Here is a 16243-nt window from a genome sequence, read left to right as displayed (position 1 = left end):
TGTCGATACGTCCTATATCAACTGTTCGCTGGAAAATGGTTTGGCATATTACTCGACATTGGATACTGCTGTCGCAGTGTTCTTTATGCCTCGTATTGCACAAGCTTCTGTCTATGCCTTGCAATCAAATCCGAATATGCGTTCTTTGACGGAAGTATTGCGCTATGAGTTCCTCAAGTGGGTCGAATGGGGAATCATCGTTATGACGAAGGATAGTGCCCAACGCTTATTGGACCGCATTTTGCCGGATTCGCTGCAAATGAATAATCGTCACATTCTCCATAAAAAAGTATGTGATACAGATCCTTCGCAGTGTCCAAATTGGGGACCGTATGGAGGCGGTTTGAGTAGCGGACTTTCCGATGAGGACGCTGCCCGTCTCCCTCAAAAAAAGGTTCTTGCAGAATCGTCGGAACCCGCCCAGGCTGACACGTCGGCAAAAACTCCGGTAGGTGAGCAACCGACGGATTCCGCTGGCGTCCAGCAGGGTGATTCTGCGAATGTGACAACTCCTGACTCGACCGAAAAACCGCTCTTCGTTTTGCGCGGGGCTCCGGTGGGCGGTTCCTTGCTGGGCCTGCGCTACAGCGAGTTCGACGTGAACGGAGTCTTTATCCGCAGCGGCATCTGGCAGGGGTCGCTGAAGGCGACTGGTTCGACACGTGTCGTCCGGTTCGAAAACGGCAAGACGGCGATTTTCCGCTAGTTTTTTCCCGGTGACTTTTTTCGTTGCGCTGATACATTCTATTTTTTAGCTGTATGAGTGAATTACGAAAGAATATTTTGGACGAATCCCGCCGCATCGTAATCAAGATCGGTTCGCGTATCTTGGTGGATTCCGAAAAGGGCGGTGTCCGTACCCGTTATATCCAGAAACTTGCAGATTCCGTCGCCCGCCTCATGGAAGCGGGCAAGGAAGTGGTCGTGGTGACGAGCGGTGCCGTAGGTACCGGCATGAGCCAGCTGGGCTACAAGGAAAAGCCGACGGTGCTTGCCGAAAAGCAGGCCTGTGCTGCCGTGGGCCAGATCGACCTCATGTACGCTTACCGCGAAATGTTCCGCTGGATGCAGCTCTCGGTGGGCCAGATACTTTTGTCTGCCGACGACTTCCGCGACCGCACCCGCTACAAGAACTTGCAGAACACCATCAAGGCGATGCTGGCGCGCAAGATTGTGCCCATCATCAACGAGAACGATTCCCTCGCGGTCGCCGAAATCAAGGTGGGCGACAACGACAAGCTTTCGAGCGACGTGGCGCTGTTCCTCGATGCGGACCTGCTGTTGATTTTCACCGACGAAGACGGCCTCTTCGACGACAACCCGAAGAAGAACCCCAACGCCCGCCTGTTGCGCTTTGTGCCCGAGATTACGCCTGCAGTGCTCGCCCTTGCCGGCAAGCCCGGCGAGACGGGTTCCGCGGTGAGTACCGGCGGCATGCGCAGCAAGCTCGAAGCCATCCGCAACGTGACGAAGAGCGGCTGCAACGCCTTCCTTGCGAGCGGCATGAAGGTGCTGCCGCACCAGGTGATTTTCGAGAATGCCGAGGGTACGCTTTTTGTGGGCTCCAAGAAAAAGCTCAACAGCCGCCAGCGCTGGCTCAGTTTCGTCACGACTCCGCGCGGGGCCGTGGTGGTGGACGAGGGCGGCGTGAAGGCGCTCCGCGAAAAGCATTCTAGCTTGTTGCCCGTAGGCGTGTGCGCCGTGAAGAAGCATTTCGACAAGGGCGACCTTATCGAGGTCCTGAGCCCTTCTGGCGATGCGGTCGCGCGCGGTGTCGCCGGTTTTGACAGCGAGACGCTCAAGCTCGTGCTGCACAAGAAGACGGCACAGGTGCACGAAATTTTGGGCAAGGACGTCCCGGACGAACTCATCCACAAGAACGACCTGGTTGTTTTCTAGTTAGCCTTTTATATATTTAATGCCATGAGTCTTTCCCGTTCTTTAAAGATAGCCCTCCTTTCGATCCCCCTTGCGGTTGCGTCTGCCGTAGCCGATGCTGTCGATGTGGAAACGGTTGCGAGTGGCGGCTTCTGGATGCGCGACAACCAGTTGCACGACATTGGCGACTTGCTCTTGCTCGGAAAGGGGTCGTACTTTGATATCGGATTCAACTACACGCCGCTTTCGACGCAGATTCCGCTCCGGAGCGCTTTCGGCGAACACGAAGGCTATGCGAGCCGTCACCATATAGCGTTTCTGGCGTCTCATCCGTTCAAGGAAAATCAGTACCTGAATCTGCTTTTGTGGTTCGAACGCTCCGGCTGGGATACCGAGGATTATTTCTTCTTCCCGCGGTATAGCGATTTCGGTCTGGTGCGCTCGGTGACTACTTGGGGCGTCGGCTATACGAATGCGAAGCTGGGTTACTCGGTTGCTGCCGGTATGCAGCACCAGAACGTGGAATACGTGGGAAAGGTGTTCCCGGCCGAAAATGACTCGTTGCTCTATAGCTGGGCGAACCTGCGTTATGGCCGTATCAGCGCACAGGTCCAGTTCCACCGCGCGGACTTGCGCCTTCTGCGCTTCTCCTTTGATTTGGAAGACCGCGCCGTATTCGGCGGTGCTTCTTCGGGTATCTGGACGTATCTGCCCAATATCGATGCGACCATGTATAAACGAAGAATTGACGGGGCTGATGATGACTTTATCCGCGTGAACTGGGAACAGAACCTGTATGGGCAGAGGCTCTATGCCGAAGTGTCGTATGACTTCCCTGATGACGGGTTCCATTCGGCGGCTCTCAAGTACTATCCCGATCCCTCGCGATTCGTTGCTCTTGAACTGACCTGCCTTCGTCGCCGTGTCCTGGAAGATAACTGGGACGACCTGATGCTCGGCTGGGCGATTGAACTGCCCATCTTGCGCATAGGCTACAATGCGGCCAGTGAATACGACCACCTCTTCCATGCGAAGGGAACGTGGATTGTCGAGTTCCATTTCAATCTCGAAAGCTTGAATGACATGCTGTTTGCAAAGAATGGCCGCCAGCCGGTCGACCTTGTAACAAAGCAAGTCAAGAGGAAGAATACGCCGGAGAAGCCTGCGGAAACGATCCCGCTTACGGGGGCTGCGTCCGATGCGTCTGGAAGTTCTTCGAAGACGATTACCGCGAAGGGCATCCGTTATGAGAAGTCCGGTCAAAGCACGCAGGGAGGCAAGTAATGAAAAAGGCGCTTAGAAGTTTCCTTGTCCTTGCCGCTGTGCTCGTGTGCTGCTCCGTTCTTTCGGGATGCCTCAGCCATTGGTTTGTTGATTCTTCGACCAGGCTCCAGATAGAGAACAGGACAGATGTGGCTATTTTGGAGGTCGGTATCGTTTCCGAGGATGGAAAAACTGTTTCGACATGGATTGACGAAACGATTCAGCCTGGCGAAAGGAGCCGCGTCTATGAGCAGGACTGGGTCGGAACATTCCACATGAGAGTTCGGTTTGAAAAGTGGAATGGTCAATCTTTGTATAAGGGCGCCCTGTGTGAAACTGTACAGACGCCTGTTTACCTGGCGAAGAAGGACGGCGTCGATGTTGTGGAAGAAACCGATGCTAACTGTTCTCAGGATGGTGTTAGAGAGCAGGTATATGCCGACGTCGAAATGAAATTTGAAGGTGGAAGCCAGTATCTGGTTGTTTCGAAGGATGAAGACGGAAAAGCCCAGTTTGACTTCCGTTGATTTAGGCTTGACTCATACCATGCCGAGCCTACCTCCTGTTACATATATTTTTACTACATTGTACTCTAGTGCAGATTACTAAGTTAAAGATTTTTGGATTCAAATCCTTCGCCCAGAGGACGGAAATCAACTTCCCTACGAAGGGCTTAACCGCCGTCGTGGGCCCGAACGGGTGCGGCAAGTCGAATATTACCGACGCCATCCGTTGGGTCTTGGGTGAACAGAAGGCTGCGCTCCTGCGTATGAGCAAGATGCAGGACGTGATTTTCAGCGGTACTGAAGAACGTGCCGCCATGAGCCTTGCCGAAGTTTCCATTGTCATCGACAACAGCGATGGCACGCTTTCTTCCGAATATTCCGAAGTCATCGTAACCCGCCGCGTACACCGCGACGGTTCGGGTGAATACCTCATCAACAATCAGGAATGCCGCCTGCGCGACGTGCATGCGCTCCTGTTCGACTCGGGTCTCGGTTCCAGTACGTATTCGCAGATGAACGCCGACATGATCAAGGCGGTTCTGAGCGATAAGGCGGACGACCGCCGCGTGCTATTTGAAGAGGCCGCCGGCGTGAGCAAGTACCGCCAGCAGAGGAAGGAGGCCGTGCGCCAGTTGGAACGCGTCCAGACGGATATGGAACGCGTGGAAGACAATTTGAGGGCTACGCGCCGCTCGGTGCGTCAGTACGAGACTCAGGCCGAAAAGGTTGAGGAATACAAGAGGCTGACCAAGCGCCTGCGCGAACTGGACCTTTCGGTCAGCTTGGACAAGTTCGAGGATTTCATCGAGGGCCTGAATACGCTCGATACCTCCTCGCGCCGCATGGAGCATGAGGTCGAATCCGCGAAGACGAAGGCGACGGAACTCCAGACCAAGATTGAAGAGAAAAAGCTCGATATCAGCGAAGACGAGAACGCCTACCGCGATTTGGAACGCGAGGTGCAGGCGGCGACCATCGAACTCAACAACCTGAACAACGATATCGTGCGCTTGCGCGATTCGATTTCCTCGATGGAATCTTCCAATGCGAAGGCTGAGGAGGAAATTACCCGCAGCGAGCAGAAGGTGGGCGAGCTTACGCAGGAGCAGGGCCGCCTCGAAGAGGAAAATGCGGTTCTCGGGAACGACAGCGAAGTCGACGAGATGAACGCCCTCCTGGAGCGTGAACGCGAAACCCTGCAGGTTATGCGCGACAAGCTCGACGACTTGCGCCAGAGGTCTAGGGAACTTTCCAACGAACGTGTTACGGCCATCAACAAGCTCAATTCGCTCAAGGGCCGCTTTGAACGCATGGATGCGGAAGTCTCCATGCTGCAGACGAATCTCGAAGGCTGGGAGACCGAACTCGGGACCCTCCGCACGCAGAAGGAAAATGCTGAGCGTGCTGCTGCGGATATTGAACAGGGCATGGAAGATGCCCGCAACGAAATTACGAATTTGGAAGAACAGAAGTCCGTACGCGAGGAACGTGTAGAATCCCTCGGTGCGGAACTGCGCGAATTGCAGGGGAAGGCCGCCTCCTTGAAAAGCGAGGAGGCCGGGCTCCAGGCGCGTATCGACGTCTTGCAGAGTGTCGCGAACGAAGGTTCTGACGCGAGCCACTGGCTTGCCGAGAACAAGGCGCACCTGACGCAGGGACTTCTTTCTGAACGCATTACCGCGACTCCCGAATATGCGGGCCTTGTGGAAAATGCCCTGGGCGACGTGCTCGAGGCGACCGTGGTCGATAATGCGGATAACCTTGCAGAAATCGTTTCTGCCCTCAAGTCCGAAAATGTGGGCCAGGCGCTGATGGCGCTCACGTCCAAACCGCGCCCTGCATTTACGGGAGCCATAGAGGGTGCTGGCGTTGTCGGCCCCATGCTCAATTTTGTGCAGGCGGACGATGTGACGAAGGCTTGGCTCGGCGGGCTCCTTTCCCGCTATATCCTGGTTGAATCCCTCGACGCGGCGCTGGAACTTTCTGCCCGCTATGGCAATGAGGACCTGTGCTTTGTCGCTCCCGAAGCGACGGTACGTACCGCGGGCCTCGTATCTACGGGCAGCCCGACTTCCGGAACGCTCAGCCGCAAGAACGAGATTGCCGAGGCCGAAGCTTCGCTTGCTGATGTGCAGGCCAAAATTGCTCAGGCGGAATCCGATATCGCGAGAATTCAGGACAACGTGGCCGAAGAAAACCAGATGCTCGAATCTCTGGTGGACGATATTCGCGAAAAGGAAAACTCGCTGCATGGCGGGGATGCGGCAATCACCATCCAGAAGAATACTGTCGCCTCCTGTGGGAACCGCATAGCGCAGCTCGAAGAGCAATGCAACCGCGCCCGCACGCGAATCGAAGAAGCCGAAAGCACCAAGAACGCCGATGCGGAACTTGCCGAAGCCGAGGTGAACGCGAGCCGCGCCGAAGACGAATACAGTCGCGTGAACGACGAACTCCAGGAACAGGAGACGATGTTCCGCGAGAAGGACGAGGATGTCCGTGAGCTGGAACGCAGCGCTCTCGACAAGAGCGCGAAACTCACGCAGAACACGAACCGCCTGAAAAACATTGCCGACCAGATGGAATTCCTCGGGAATACGATCAGGTCGTACCGCGATGGAATCGAGAAGAACAACGAAAACATCGAGAAACTCCGTGTCGATGCCGATGCCATTGCCGGCCAGGTGCAGGAAAAGGATTCCGCCCTCCGCGAACTGGAAAATAGGCGTGATTTGGCCCGCGAGAAGTATGAACTCGTAGCGGGTGACCTTGAAGAATGGCGCAGCGAGGTGAACCGCCTCCGCGACGACATGATTGACAAGATGAAGGACCTGAACGAGATTGTCCGCCGTCGCGAAGCTTTGCAGGCGAATGTGGACCGCCTCAAGGAACGCATGCTTGCCGATTGGGACGTGAATCTCGAGGAACCTGGCGAAATTGAACGCGTGGAATACACGCAGCCCGAAGCTGACCGCGAAATTCGTGAAATCCGCGCGAAGGTGAAGGAACTCGGGCCCATCAACGTGAACGTGATGGAAGATTACGAAGACGAGAAGAAGCGCCTGGAAGAAGTCGAAAAGCAGTTCGACGATTTGGACCGTGCACGCGCCTCGCTCGACCGCACGATTACGAAACTCGACGATATCGCTCGTACGCGCTACCTTGAAACGTTTGAACGCATCCAGAAGAACTTCCAGTTCGTGTTCAGCAAGCTGTTCCTGAATGGCGAAACCAAGATGAGCCTCGTGGAAAAGCTTGACGAGAACGGCAAGCCGATGGATATCCTCGATGCGGATATCGAAATTAACGTGCGTCCGACCGGAAAGAAGATGCGCGGTATCAAGGCGCTTTCCGGTGGTGAACACGCTTTGACTGCGACGGCACTGCTGTTCGCCATCTACATGGAAAAGCCTTCGCCGTACTGTGTGCTGGACGAAGTTGACGGCCCGCTGGACGATGCGAACGTGGGCCGCTTTATGGCGCTTCTCCGTGAATTCAGCAAGCAGACCTTGTTCATCGTGGTGACCCATAACAAGCGTACCATGGCCGAAGCAGACATGCTCTACGGTGTGACCCAGGAAATCAAGGGTATTTCCCGCATCGCTAGCGTTCAGCTCGCCGACGCAACAAAATTTGCGATTTAAAGTTGATGTTGAGCGGTTCGGCTGGGCATCTTCTTTTATAAGACCATTAAAAAAATCCCCGCAATCGCGGGGATTTTTCATATTCTAGTATAAGTGATATTACTCCGTCACTTCAACCCATTCTGGCAATTTGGAGCTCTCGTTCTGCATGCAAAGGTATTTTTTGCCCTGTTCATCTTTAATTTCTTTATCCAATATTTTTGTATTGCAAACCTCGCCGAGCATAAAATCTATGGAGGCATCAACCCACGCGCCATCCCATGCAAGACCTTCTAGTGGTACAGCGCACTTGAGTTTCATTCCTTCAAAATCCTTGAGGTCATCGAAATCTGTAGTTTCGTTGCCGGGATACTCTTCATTGCCCTTCGCGCAGCTACCAAACATCTTTTCTGCGTTTTCGTTCACGTATTGACTCTTATCGACCATTATCCAGTCCGTGGATGTAGAACTAGTCGGTTCGTGGTTAAGGAATTCCAGGAAGTGCCCCTCATTACATCCATCTGCATTCGGGTTGTCACGGCAAGCTTCATCCATTATATTTCCGTCACATTTATAGAATGTTTCATCGACTATAACAACTTCGCCAAGGCGATTTGTCGTGCAGATTCCAAGTTCCTTGTTTTCATCACGGCTGCCCGCTAAAATCCAAGCGTAGTACTCGCTGCCGCCGGTAATGTAGTTACACTTGTAATTCTTCTCGCCGAGTGTCTTGAGCTCGGTTTGGTTTATCATCAAGCTATCATTGCAATAGCCAAGGGTATCGTTCACTGAAACTTCATGCCAATCTCTTCTCGTTTCGCTTGCGACAAACGTCTTCGGAGCTTCGCCTTCAAAGAGAGACACTTCGACTACAAAGGCATTAGGATCGGCCAATCCTTCTGCCCGTTTGTAATCGCTCAGGTTGCATAACATATTGATAAGTTTTTTTGCCTGTTTCTGAACATCACTAGTCCCATCAATAAAATACAGTTCAGTATGAAATACATTTTTTTGATTTAAACGTGCAAGTTCATCCTGCGCAGCTTCGATCTCATCGCTGAGCCTGCCCCATTTTTGTCCGTTACACGCCCAATAGGCTTTTTCGGTCGTTGTGGAACGTTGAATGTTTTTTTCGTCAACGAGAACCTTGTCGCCGATATTATTCTCGTTGCATGCACCGAGGTAAAAAATAGATGATTGATCGTTGAGTGCTTCGTCCAGATCTATTTCATTGGACGAACTCGAAGATGCCGGAGGTTCAGTATGAGTAACAGGGGTAAGCCTAGTTTCGCAACTGGTGGTATCTGTGTAATCACTACAAACAACTTGTTCTTCGCACACATAGGGAACGATGCCGTCATCTTGGTCATAGCGATAGCCGGCATCGCGTCCATTACGGCCCAGGCATACGTTGGTGTCAAGCCAGTAGCATTTACCATTTTCGCACTTGCAAATGACATTTTCATCGATGTCTTCAAAACTATAGAAGAAGGTCGTGTTTTCAATTTTTGCATTGCAAGCGCCTTTTTCTATCGCTGCAATGGCGGAAGCCCAATGCGCTATAGGATACCAAACTTTGTTGTCTTCTACGAATTCAAAGTAACGGAAATATCCATTTTGCACTTCAGACTTAAACACCTTGGCTTTATAACCATATTCATTCGTGAAATCGATAAGCGTGGATTCATCAAGCTTGTAGACATCGATAAAGCCTTTCTGCACAATCGTGTAATTGATTGCGTCCGAACAATTCCATATATCCGATTCTGCAGTTAAACCCATATTCCTCTTATAGAAGTATGCATCCATAAGCAGGGCGAGGTAGTCCACAAAGTACATGCTGCGGTCCTTGCCCGCATAAGTCGTATTGACGGCGGTATAGAAATTGCCTTTTTCGGCAAAGACGTTGCGGAATGCGTTGTAGACCGGGTTGAATCCCGGAGTTTTGTCCTGTTGGTTGATGAGTGCCATCACCCAAACGATGCTGTTGAAGTTTTCTGCCAAGCCAATCTGATTCGGAACAAAGTGCTCGAAAGACGGGTATTCTTCGCTACCCTGGTGTTCCAGGTAAAGGGCGTCGGCAAGTTCCTTGTTGGCCTGCTTGCTTGCGGCGGCAAATGCAGAACCGGCATCAACGAGGTTCTTTACGCGGGCTGCCTTGTAGTCGGTCAAGAAGTCGACAACAACCGTATCGGACTCTTCGGACAAGTCGGCATAAGCGCTGTAGATGACATCCGTTGCGTTGGAACCGTATCCGCCAAAGGCGCTGAACGTGTTGTCGGTCATTTTTAGCTTTACGCGGAGCTTGACAATCGGAGTGCTCAGGTTCGTCACGCTGAGGTTGCCTTCGAGGCGAACAATCTTGTATTCCGCAGTTTTTTTGTTCGATTCTTCAATCGTCAAAAAAGGAGTGCTGGCAGAGGCGAATAAATCCTGCAAGAACACCTTGCCGTTGGACGCAAGATTTTCGTCAAGGTCCATTACGGTGAGTTCGGCATTGTCGCCGCCCTTGAAGTTCTTCCAGATTTCTTCGTAGATGTAATCGGCTTTCTCCTTGGAGGCTTGCACTGGGAAACGCACCACCACGTACTTGTTGTAAACCTTGGCGAGGTTCTCGTTTACTGCGGTGAAGGGAATTTCCATCTTGGTTTCAGCTTCTCCGCAACGGATGGTCACGGTGATGACGGAATTTTTTACGTTGCGGATGGTGTCGGCGATGACGCAAGACTTGTCTTCAAGTTCTGAGTTCCAACTGCTGTAAGCGTCGCTGAACTTGTTATCGATTTCTTCGTCAAGTTTGCTCGAGGCGCTGCTCAAGTTCTTGAGAGCTTCTTCAATATCTTTCTGGTTCTTTGCGGAGGCGGAACTAAGAGCGTCTTTAATCGACTTGTTTATGGCTGCGGTATCGACGTTGGTGCCATTTTTGCCGTTTTTGATAATTCCGATAGTATCGCCGTCGCAGAGAATTGCATAGCCCGCCTTGTCTTTCAATTCGTTGTAATCGCAACGGTACTTGATTGCATCCTGGGCGTTCATGGCGATCCATTCGCCATCGGAACAGGCGTACATTGTAGCTTCGGGCTTGACGAACCTCAGGGTCCCGTCATTTTTGTCGTTACAATCATCCGGATCCAGTGTACTGACGATACTGAAATCGTTGGATGCTGAATTTTCGTCACTGCATGATGTTGTATTAATGGCAAATGCAGCGCATAAAACTGCAATAGATAGGTGCTTGATATTCAATGATAACTCCTTTTATCGTTTTTGCGGCGCCAATAATACAAAAATTTGTTTACGTTTGACTGCTGTTTTTGGCTTTATTCATTTGAAAAAAGACATTTTACCCCCTGCAGGCTTGCTTCGCTATCTGCTATGGTACGGTCCCTTGGTGTGCCCAACCTGTATGCCAAGATCTATTCTTTTTGATGAAATGTTATTGAAGCAATTCTTCTAATGTTTACTATTTTATGTGCATGAAAAAAATAGTTTCTTTGGCCCTCTGGCTCTGTGCTTCTGCATTTGCAGACATTATTTATGTTGTTTCACCGAACAGCGATGACGGTTCGACAGCTCCTTCCGTCAGCACTCCAGCCCCTAAGCAACAGGGATACAGAAGCAGTTTCTTCATGTCGTTTGATCTTGGGTGTGTGATTACGTTTGTTCCCGATAGGGAGGAACATTGGGGGAGTGGCGATGCTTATGATTTAGGTTTTGAACGTAAAGAATTTTATTCGAACGGTTCTTATTTTGGCTATGGCGCCAGCATAGAAGCTAAAATGGGTGTGCTCATCAAGCAGCTTGTTGCCGTGTATGCTGTAGCCGGAGCTTTTGAATCGGAAGGAACTTATGAGATTGAATCCTCTGATTCGGTGGGAGTTCTACAAAAACACACTTTCAATCAGGCGACGTCCAAGCACTTTTATGGTGGCGTGGGTGCGACAATTTATCCGTTCCGAGAAGAAAGCCATGTCATGAACGGTTTTTATTCTGGTGTTCTTTTGGGTCTAGACTTGGGTGGACTTTCTTATGGGAATCGTGATGGGGTTGGATCTATAAATACGCATTTGCAGATTGAAGTAGGAAAGGAATTTGATGTAGGCAAACGGTGGAAATTGGGTATCGGTCTTGCTGGAGCTGTCTTTTCTGTAATAGACGGCGGTGAATATTATAAGAACTATTTCGTGCAGTTGGCGTTCCATGTTACGCGCCGCTAGTTAAAAACGTAGTTCATTTTTGTGCCTTCGCTTTCTTATGCAAACTACTTGTTCCAAATGCAATAGAGCCTTTAACGACAAGGTCGGAATGTCGCCCCTGCAGAGCAATCTCGCAATACGGGTGCGCAACAGGATTGGCAACATTTGCCCCGAATGCCGCGAAGAAATTTGCAAAACGAGGAAGGGTCGCTGGAAAATGTGGTTTTACGACCTGAAAGTCGGGTTCCTTTGCTTCTGGTTCCTGGTGCCGGTTGTAATTTTATTTGCCGCGCTTACGATTGTCCTGGCTCTTTATGTGCTGTAATAAAGAGAATCGCGATATGTTGTTGAGAAAAACGTTACTCGGTCTTTTCTCGGTGCTGTTCCTTCTGGGGTGCACCACAACCGACAAGAATTCTCCCAAAAAGCATATGCTCTGGAAGATTTCGGACTCGAATTCCAGCGTGTACCTTATGGGGAGTGTCCATTTTGCGGATCGCTCGTTCTATCCGCTGGATACGGTAATAACGAACGCGTTCGATGCCTCCGATGAACTCGCGGTAGAACTTGATATGTCCGACACTGCGGTGGTGAAGGATATTGCAGTGCAAACGGAATTGCTGGGCAAACTGGAAGAAGGCAAAACGCTTGCCCAGATTTTGCCCGAAGGTTTGCTGAGCTCGTTTGACAGCCTCTGCCTTTCTTGGTACATCCCGTCGGAAGCGTTATACGGCTATAAGCCGTGGGCTGCGGCGATGACGATTGGTTCCATCGCTGTCATGAGACGCGGTTTTGATCCCAGGTTTGGAATAGACTTTTTCTTCCTGCATCGCGCTCATGAAACGCAGAAAAAGATTCTTGCGCTTGAAACTGTCGAAGAACAGGTGAACGCCCTTGCGGGTGAAGGCGTTCCGGATTCTATCGGAATATATTACCTGAAATCGACGATAAGGGATTTGCGACTGATGGATTCGTCGATTACGCTGATGATGGAATCCTGGAAAAGGGGGGATGATTCGCTGTTCCGAACCGCCATGTACTTGGGCGAAGAAGATGGATGCGCCGAAGATTCCTTGCTTCAGGCGGTAATCGACGAGCGTGTCTATATATCTCGCAACCGGAAAATGGCGGAATCCATTACCAGTTTCCTTTCGTCAGACCGCAAGGTGTTTATTGTCGTGGGGGCTGCGCACATGACGGGCAGGGGCGATAACGTCCTCAAGTTGCTGCGCGATAAGGGTTTGACCGTAGAACAATACTGACGATTAAAGCCTAAAAAGGCGTTCCTGCGTTACTCATGGACAACATGTAAATGTTTTTTTGAGCCGTTCGTGTTTATCGGGGCTGAAAAAGGGTAGTTTTAGGGTAAGGCGCTTGGTGGCGCCAGGAGTATGCGGAATGTTCGATTTTTCTTCCAGATTTTTGCCTGTGCTGTGCGCGCTTGCGGTTTGTGCGTCTGCGGCTGTTGACCAGTGCAAGCCTATCGGCTGGGCGACCCGTTCGGGCCGTTCGTCCACCGCTTTCGAGGTGACCGGCGGCGGGAATGCTGCCCCCATTACCGTAAAGACTTTTGACGACCTGCAAAAGTATGCCAAGGATTCTTCTCCGCGGGTCATCTACATCGACGGGACTCTCGGAAACGGCTGGAGCGGAACCTCCGGCAGCCGCCTGAACATCACGGCCTCGAACAAGACGATAATCGGTCTCAAACCGGGGACGCTCCTGAAGGCGCCCATCCACATCACGAACAAGGCGTCGAACATTATTGTCCGTAACATCGTCATTCAGGGGCCGGGCAGCAATGCCGACCAGGCGTGGGATAACCTCACCATCGAGGGTGAGGCGAAGAACATCTGGATCGACCACTGCGAATTCTGGGATGGCCAGGACGGCAACGCCGACGTGGTAAAGGGCGCCGACAACGTGACGTTCACCTGGTGCATCTTCGGTTACAAGAAAAAGAGTACGCATAATCTCTCGAACCTCATTGGCAGTTCCGACAACGAGCCCGTGAGCGAGGGCAAGCTGAACGTGACCTACATGTTCAACTGGTGGAAGGCGGCGAACCAGCGCAAGCCTCGTTGCCGCTACGGGAACGTGCATGTGGTGAACAACCTTTTGACGGGAGACGCGAGTATCACGAACGGGACGGATGTGCTCGGAATCTCGGCGGGCCATATGTGCACGGTCCGCACGGAAAGGAACGTGTTCATCAACGAGAACAACCCCATCTACACCGGGAACGCGAACGGCACTGGCGTAAACGAGGTCATCGATAACATCTTTACGAATTGCACGGGAAATACGAAGGGGACGGGATCTTCGTTCACGCCGCCTTACGATTACACGGGCTTCATGCTCCAGGCGAGCGAGGTGGAAGCCGCCGTGAAGGCCGGTGCCGGTGCCAATCTCGAAAGCCCCACCGCCTGCGATGCGATGCCGCCCGTATCCAGTTCTTCAGCGATTCCGGTGAGCTCCAGCAGTGTAGAGAAGAAGGCCGAAAAGGCCTACCAGGCCGAGAAGGGAACTATCAACGGGGGAGTCATTGAAAGCAGCAATATCGGCTTCAACGGCGAAGGCTACGTGAATTTCGACAAGGGCGGCGATTTTACGATTCCCGTGAAGGTGGATGCGGCAGGTCTCTACAAGTTTGATATCGATTTCTCGAACGGCTCGGGAGAATCGCGCTCCCTCACCATTGGCGTCGGGGAATCCCGCGAGGAGCAAGCCTTTGAGGCTACTGTCGGATGGACTACTTGGGAGACAGTCTCGGTGAATCTGAATTTGGCCGCCGGCGAGAATACGGTCAAGTTTGCGACGCTCGATGGCAAGGACGGTCCGAACATCGACCAGTTCGGTGTCTCGCTCGTGAAGGCGCTCGATGCCGCGCCGGACACCTCGAAAAAGGATTCTTCCGTCGCGGATTCGACAAAGAGCGATTCGACCGCGAGCGACAAGCCGAAGCATGACTCGACGGAAGCCGATACAACGAAGCCGTACTCGATCCCGACGCTTTCTGGAGTTGCGCTTCCGCAGACCGTGTTCAGCGTGAGCATTTACGGCGTGAACGGCAAACTCGTTCACAAGTTACGGAATGTTCCCCAGGCGACGCTCCGCAACACGCGCGAACTTTCCAGGGGACTCCGTGCCGGGATTTACCTGGTGCAGGCCTCCGCGCCGGGTATCAGCAAGAAATTCTTTATCGCGGTGAAATAAACCTGATGCAAAAAAACGGAAGGGCCCGTGAAATGCGGGTCTTTTCTAAATTGGGACCCGTATGTTGAAACGTCTTGTTTGGCTGACCTTTTTTCCTCTAATTGCTGTTGTCTTTTTGGCCTGCGGCGATGAAAACTCTAGTACTGGCCCCGCCGTGGAACCTTGTCCCGAAAATGCCGTCTGCGACACGACCTACGTGGACAAGGAAGCGTATAGTTTTATCTACTACTCGGGCAAGGGCCGCAAGGATCTCGATACGGTAACGGCCCCGAAAGACGAGATGGAATGCGAAATCGGTGACGACGACTTTAAATGCGTTTGGACATGGGTCGTTCAGACTTGCCGCGTCATGTATTCATATTCCGGGCAGGAACCTCTTGGCGAAGTAGAAACAGAGGTCGTGGAATCGGAAGATGGTGAACAGCATTTTATTCATCACTATCACTGGACCGAAGTTCGCCTGGATACGACCTATATCAATTACACGAAGAAGCGCCTGATAGACTATATCCCGCCCTACATCGAGACTCCGAAACTGGATGTCGATGAACTGCGGGCGGAATTCGATACGCTGGTGATAGACTTGGACACGCTATACGACGACGGAACGAGATATTATGGACATGTAGAATATAGTACCCCGTACACCTTTGACGATGTTTATGAGTTGCCGGATGGGATCGGGGCCTACACATCGGGATTCAGCACCGTTGTAGATTCTGCTACGGGTTTAATGTCTTTTGAGATGGAGCCGATTTCGTTTTCTTCCTGTTATCAAACGTACGTCACGAAATACCCGCTGAAACAAAGGAATCGGGACTTCGTCCTTTATGCGTTTCTGGACGAGCCGCTCGAACGCGATACGACCATCACCTGGATGGCGCATTATTCCGATATATACGGCGTCGAGGATTCTCTCGAGATAACGACGCTCTTCACGATGAAAGAAGGCCTGTAGCCAAAAAAGACGGACTAAAGTCCGCCATCACGAAAAAAAGTCACGCCCGGCAAATGCCGGGCGCTTCTCGTAAATTGATTGTGACTGATTAAACCTTGGCGGCTTTCTTCAACGCTTCGGCCTTGTCGGTCTTTTCCCACGTGAAGCGGGCGCCGGTGCGGCCGAAGTGGCCGAGGGCGGCGGTTGCCACGTAGCCCGGCTTACGAAGGTCGAGCATCTTCTCGATGCCGGCCGGGGAGAGGTCGAAGGTCTTCGCGACGATTTCTTCGATCTTGCGGTCGTCGATCTTGCCGGTATTGAAAGTATTCACGAGCACGGACACGGGCTTGGAGTAGCCGATGGCGTAGGCGAGCTGGACTTCGCAACGGTAGGCGAGTCCGGCAGCCACGATATTCTTGGCCACGTAGCGGGCGGCGTAAGCTGCACTGCGGTCCACCTTGGAGGGGTCCTTGCCGCTGAATGCGCCACCACCGTGACGGCCCATGCCGCCGTAGGTGTCGACGATGATCTTACGGCCGGTGAGGCCGCAGTCGCCGTGCGGGCCGCCGACAACGAACTTGCCGGTCGGGTTCACGAGGTAACGAGTCTTCTTGTCCAAAAGCT

Annotated in this window: 13 protein-coding genes; 11 read left to right on the top strand and 2 right to left on the bottom strand. The window is 52.2% G+C overall.

What is annotated here, in order from left to right; all coding sequences use genetic code 11:
• Positions 1–343 precede the first annotated feature (343 nt).
• The 5 genes from IK012_RS00840 to smc all read left to right on the top strand — a co-directional run bounded on the left by IK012_RS00840 (position 344) and on the right by smc (position 7291).
• On the top strand, positions 344–706 hold the full coding sequence (locus IK012_RS00840) for a hypothetical protein (protein ID WP_290949390.1): 363 nt from the start codon (positions 344–346) through the stop codon (positions 704–706).
• Positions 707–759: 53 nt separating this feature from the next.
• On the top strand, positions 760–1899 hold the full coding sequence (gene proB, locus IK012_RS00835) for a glutamate 5-kinase (protein ID WP_290949389.1): 1140 nt from the start codon (positions 760–762) through the stop codon (positions 1897–1899).
• Between the two features lie 24 nt (positions 1900–1923).
• On the top strand, positions 1924–3162 hold the full coding sequence (locus tag IK012_RS00830; protein WP_290949387.1) for a hypothetical protein: 1239 nt from the start codon (positions 1924–1926) through the stop codon (positions 3160–3162).
• Positions 3162–3668: a hypothetical protein gene (locus IK012_RS00825; RefSeq protein ID WP_290949385.1), complete on the top strand. Its 507-nt coding sequence runs from the start codon at positions 3162–3164 to the stop codon at positions 3666–3668. Before IK012_RS00830 ends, IK012_RS00825 begins: the two co-directional genes overlap by 1 nt.
• 68 nt (positions 3669–3736) lie before the next feature.
• The gene (gene smc, locus IK012_RS00820; protein ID WP_290949383.1) at positions 3737–7291 is read left to right on the top strand and encodes a chromosome segregation protein SMC; all 3555 of its coding nucleotides are present in this window, start codon (positions 3737–3739) and stop codon (positions 7289–7291) included.
• 99 nt (positions 7292–7390) lie between these two features.
• Here the strand turns inward: smc and IK012_RS00815 are convergent, their stop codons facing one another.
• On the bottom strand, positions 7391–10339 hold the full coding sequence (locus IK012_RS00815) for a hypothetical protein (RefSeq protein WP_290949381.1): 2949 nt from the start codon (positions 10337–10339) through the stop codon (positions 7391–7393).
• Positions 10340–10427: 88 nt separating this feature from the next.
• Between IK012_RS00815 and IK012_RS00810 the strand changes: the two genes are divergently transcribed.
• The 6 genes from IK012_RS00810 (at position 10428) to IK012_RS00785 (ending at position 15640) form a co-directional block, all read left to right on the top strand.
• Positions 10428–10727: a hypothetical protein gene (locus IK012_RS00810; protein ID WP_290949379.1), complete on the top strand. Its 300-nt coding sequence runs from the start codon at positions 10428–10430 to the stop codon at positions 10725–10727.
• 19 nt (positions 10728–10746) lie between these two features.
• Positions 10747–11487 carry a hypothetical protein gene (locus IK012_RS00805; RefSeq protein WP_290949377.1) on the top strand — a complete coding sequence of 247 codons (741 nt, stop codon included), beginning with the start codon at positions 10747–10749 and terminating at the stop codon, positions 11485–11487.
• 37 nt (positions 11488–11524) lie between these two features.
• Positions 11525–11791: a hypothetical protein gene (locus IK012_RS00800; RefSeq protein ID WP_290949375.1), complete on the top strand. Its 267-nt coding sequence runs from the start codon at positions 11525–11527 to the stop codon at positions 11789–11791.
• A 16-nt stretch (positions 11792–11807) separates the two neighbouring features.
• Positions 11808–12728, top strand: coding sequence for a TraB/GumN family protein (locus IK012_RS00795; RefSeq protein WP_290949373.1), 921 nt, complete (start codon positions 11808–11810; stop codon positions 12726–12728).
• Positions 12729–12864: 136 nt separating this feature from the next.
• Positions 12865–14682, top strand: coding sequence for a CBM35 domain-containing protein (locus IK012_RS00790; RefSeq protein ID WP_290949371.1), 1818 nt, complete (start codon positions 12865–12867; stop codon positions 14680–14682).
• A 61-nt stretch (positions 14683–14743) separates the two neighbouring features.
• The gene (locus tag IK012_RS00785) at positions 14744–15640 is read left to right on the top strand and encodes a hypothetical protein (RefSeq protein WP_290949369.1); all 897 of its coding nucleotides are present in this window, start codon (positions 14744–14746) and stop codon (positions 15638–15640) included.
• An 88-nt stretch (positions 15641–15728) separates the two neighbouring features.
• Here the strand turns inward: IK012_RS00785 and IK012_RS00780 are convergent.
• Positions 15729–16243: methionine adenosyltransferase domain-containing protein (locus IK012_RS00780; protein WP_290949367.1), on the bottom strand; the 515-nt coding region annotated here is incomplete at its 5' end.

It is taken from the genome of Fibrobacter sp., assembly GCF_017551775.1.
Classification (GTDB): Bacteria; Fibrobacterota; Fibrobacteria; order Fibrobacterales; family Fibrobacteraceae; genus Fibrobacter.
This window is presented reverse-complemented; position numbering and strand designations above follow the sequence as displayed.

What these genes read in the sequence shown, in the direction of transcription:
- IK012_RS00830 (WP_290949387.1), top strand. Translation starts at nt 1,924, where the DNA reads ATGAGTCTTTCCCGTTCTTTAAAGATAGCCCTCCTTTCGATCCCCCTT.
- IK012_RS00790 (WP_290949371.1), top strand. Translation starts at nt 12,865, where the DNA reads ATGTTCGATTTTTCTTCCAGATTTTTGCCTGTGCTGTGCGCGCTTGCG.
- IK012_RS00815 (WP_290949381.1), bottom strand. Translation starts at nt 10,339, where the DNA reads ATGTACGCCTGTTCCGATGGCGAATGGATCGCCATGAACGCCCAGGAT.
- IK012_RS00795 (WP_290949373.1), top strand. Translation starts at nt 11,808, where the DNA reads ATGTTGTTGAGAAAAACGTTACTCGGTCTTTTCTCGGTGCTGTTCCTT.
- IK012_RS00785 (WP_290949369.1), top strand. Translation starts at nt 14,744, where the DNA reads ATGTTGAAACGTCTTGTTTGGCTGACCTTTTTTCCTCTAATTGCTGTT.
- IK012_RS00805 (WP_290949377.1), top strand. Translation starts at nt 10,747, where the DNA reads ATGAAAAAAATAGTTTCTTTGGCCCTCTGGCTCTGTGCTTCTGCATTT.
- proB (WP_290949389.1), top strand. Translation starts at nt 760, where the DNA reads ATGAGTGAATTACGAAAGAATATTTTGGACGAATCCCGCCGCATCGTA.
- IK012_RS00800 (WP_290949375.1), top strand. Translation starts at nt 11,525, where the DNA reads ATGCAAACTACTTGTTCCAAATGCAATAGAGCCTTTAACGACAAGGTC.
- IK012_RS00825 (WP_290949385.1), top strand. Translation starts at nt 3,162, where the DNA reads ATGAAAAAGGCGCTTAGAAGTTTCCTTGTCCTTGCCGCTGTGCTCGTG.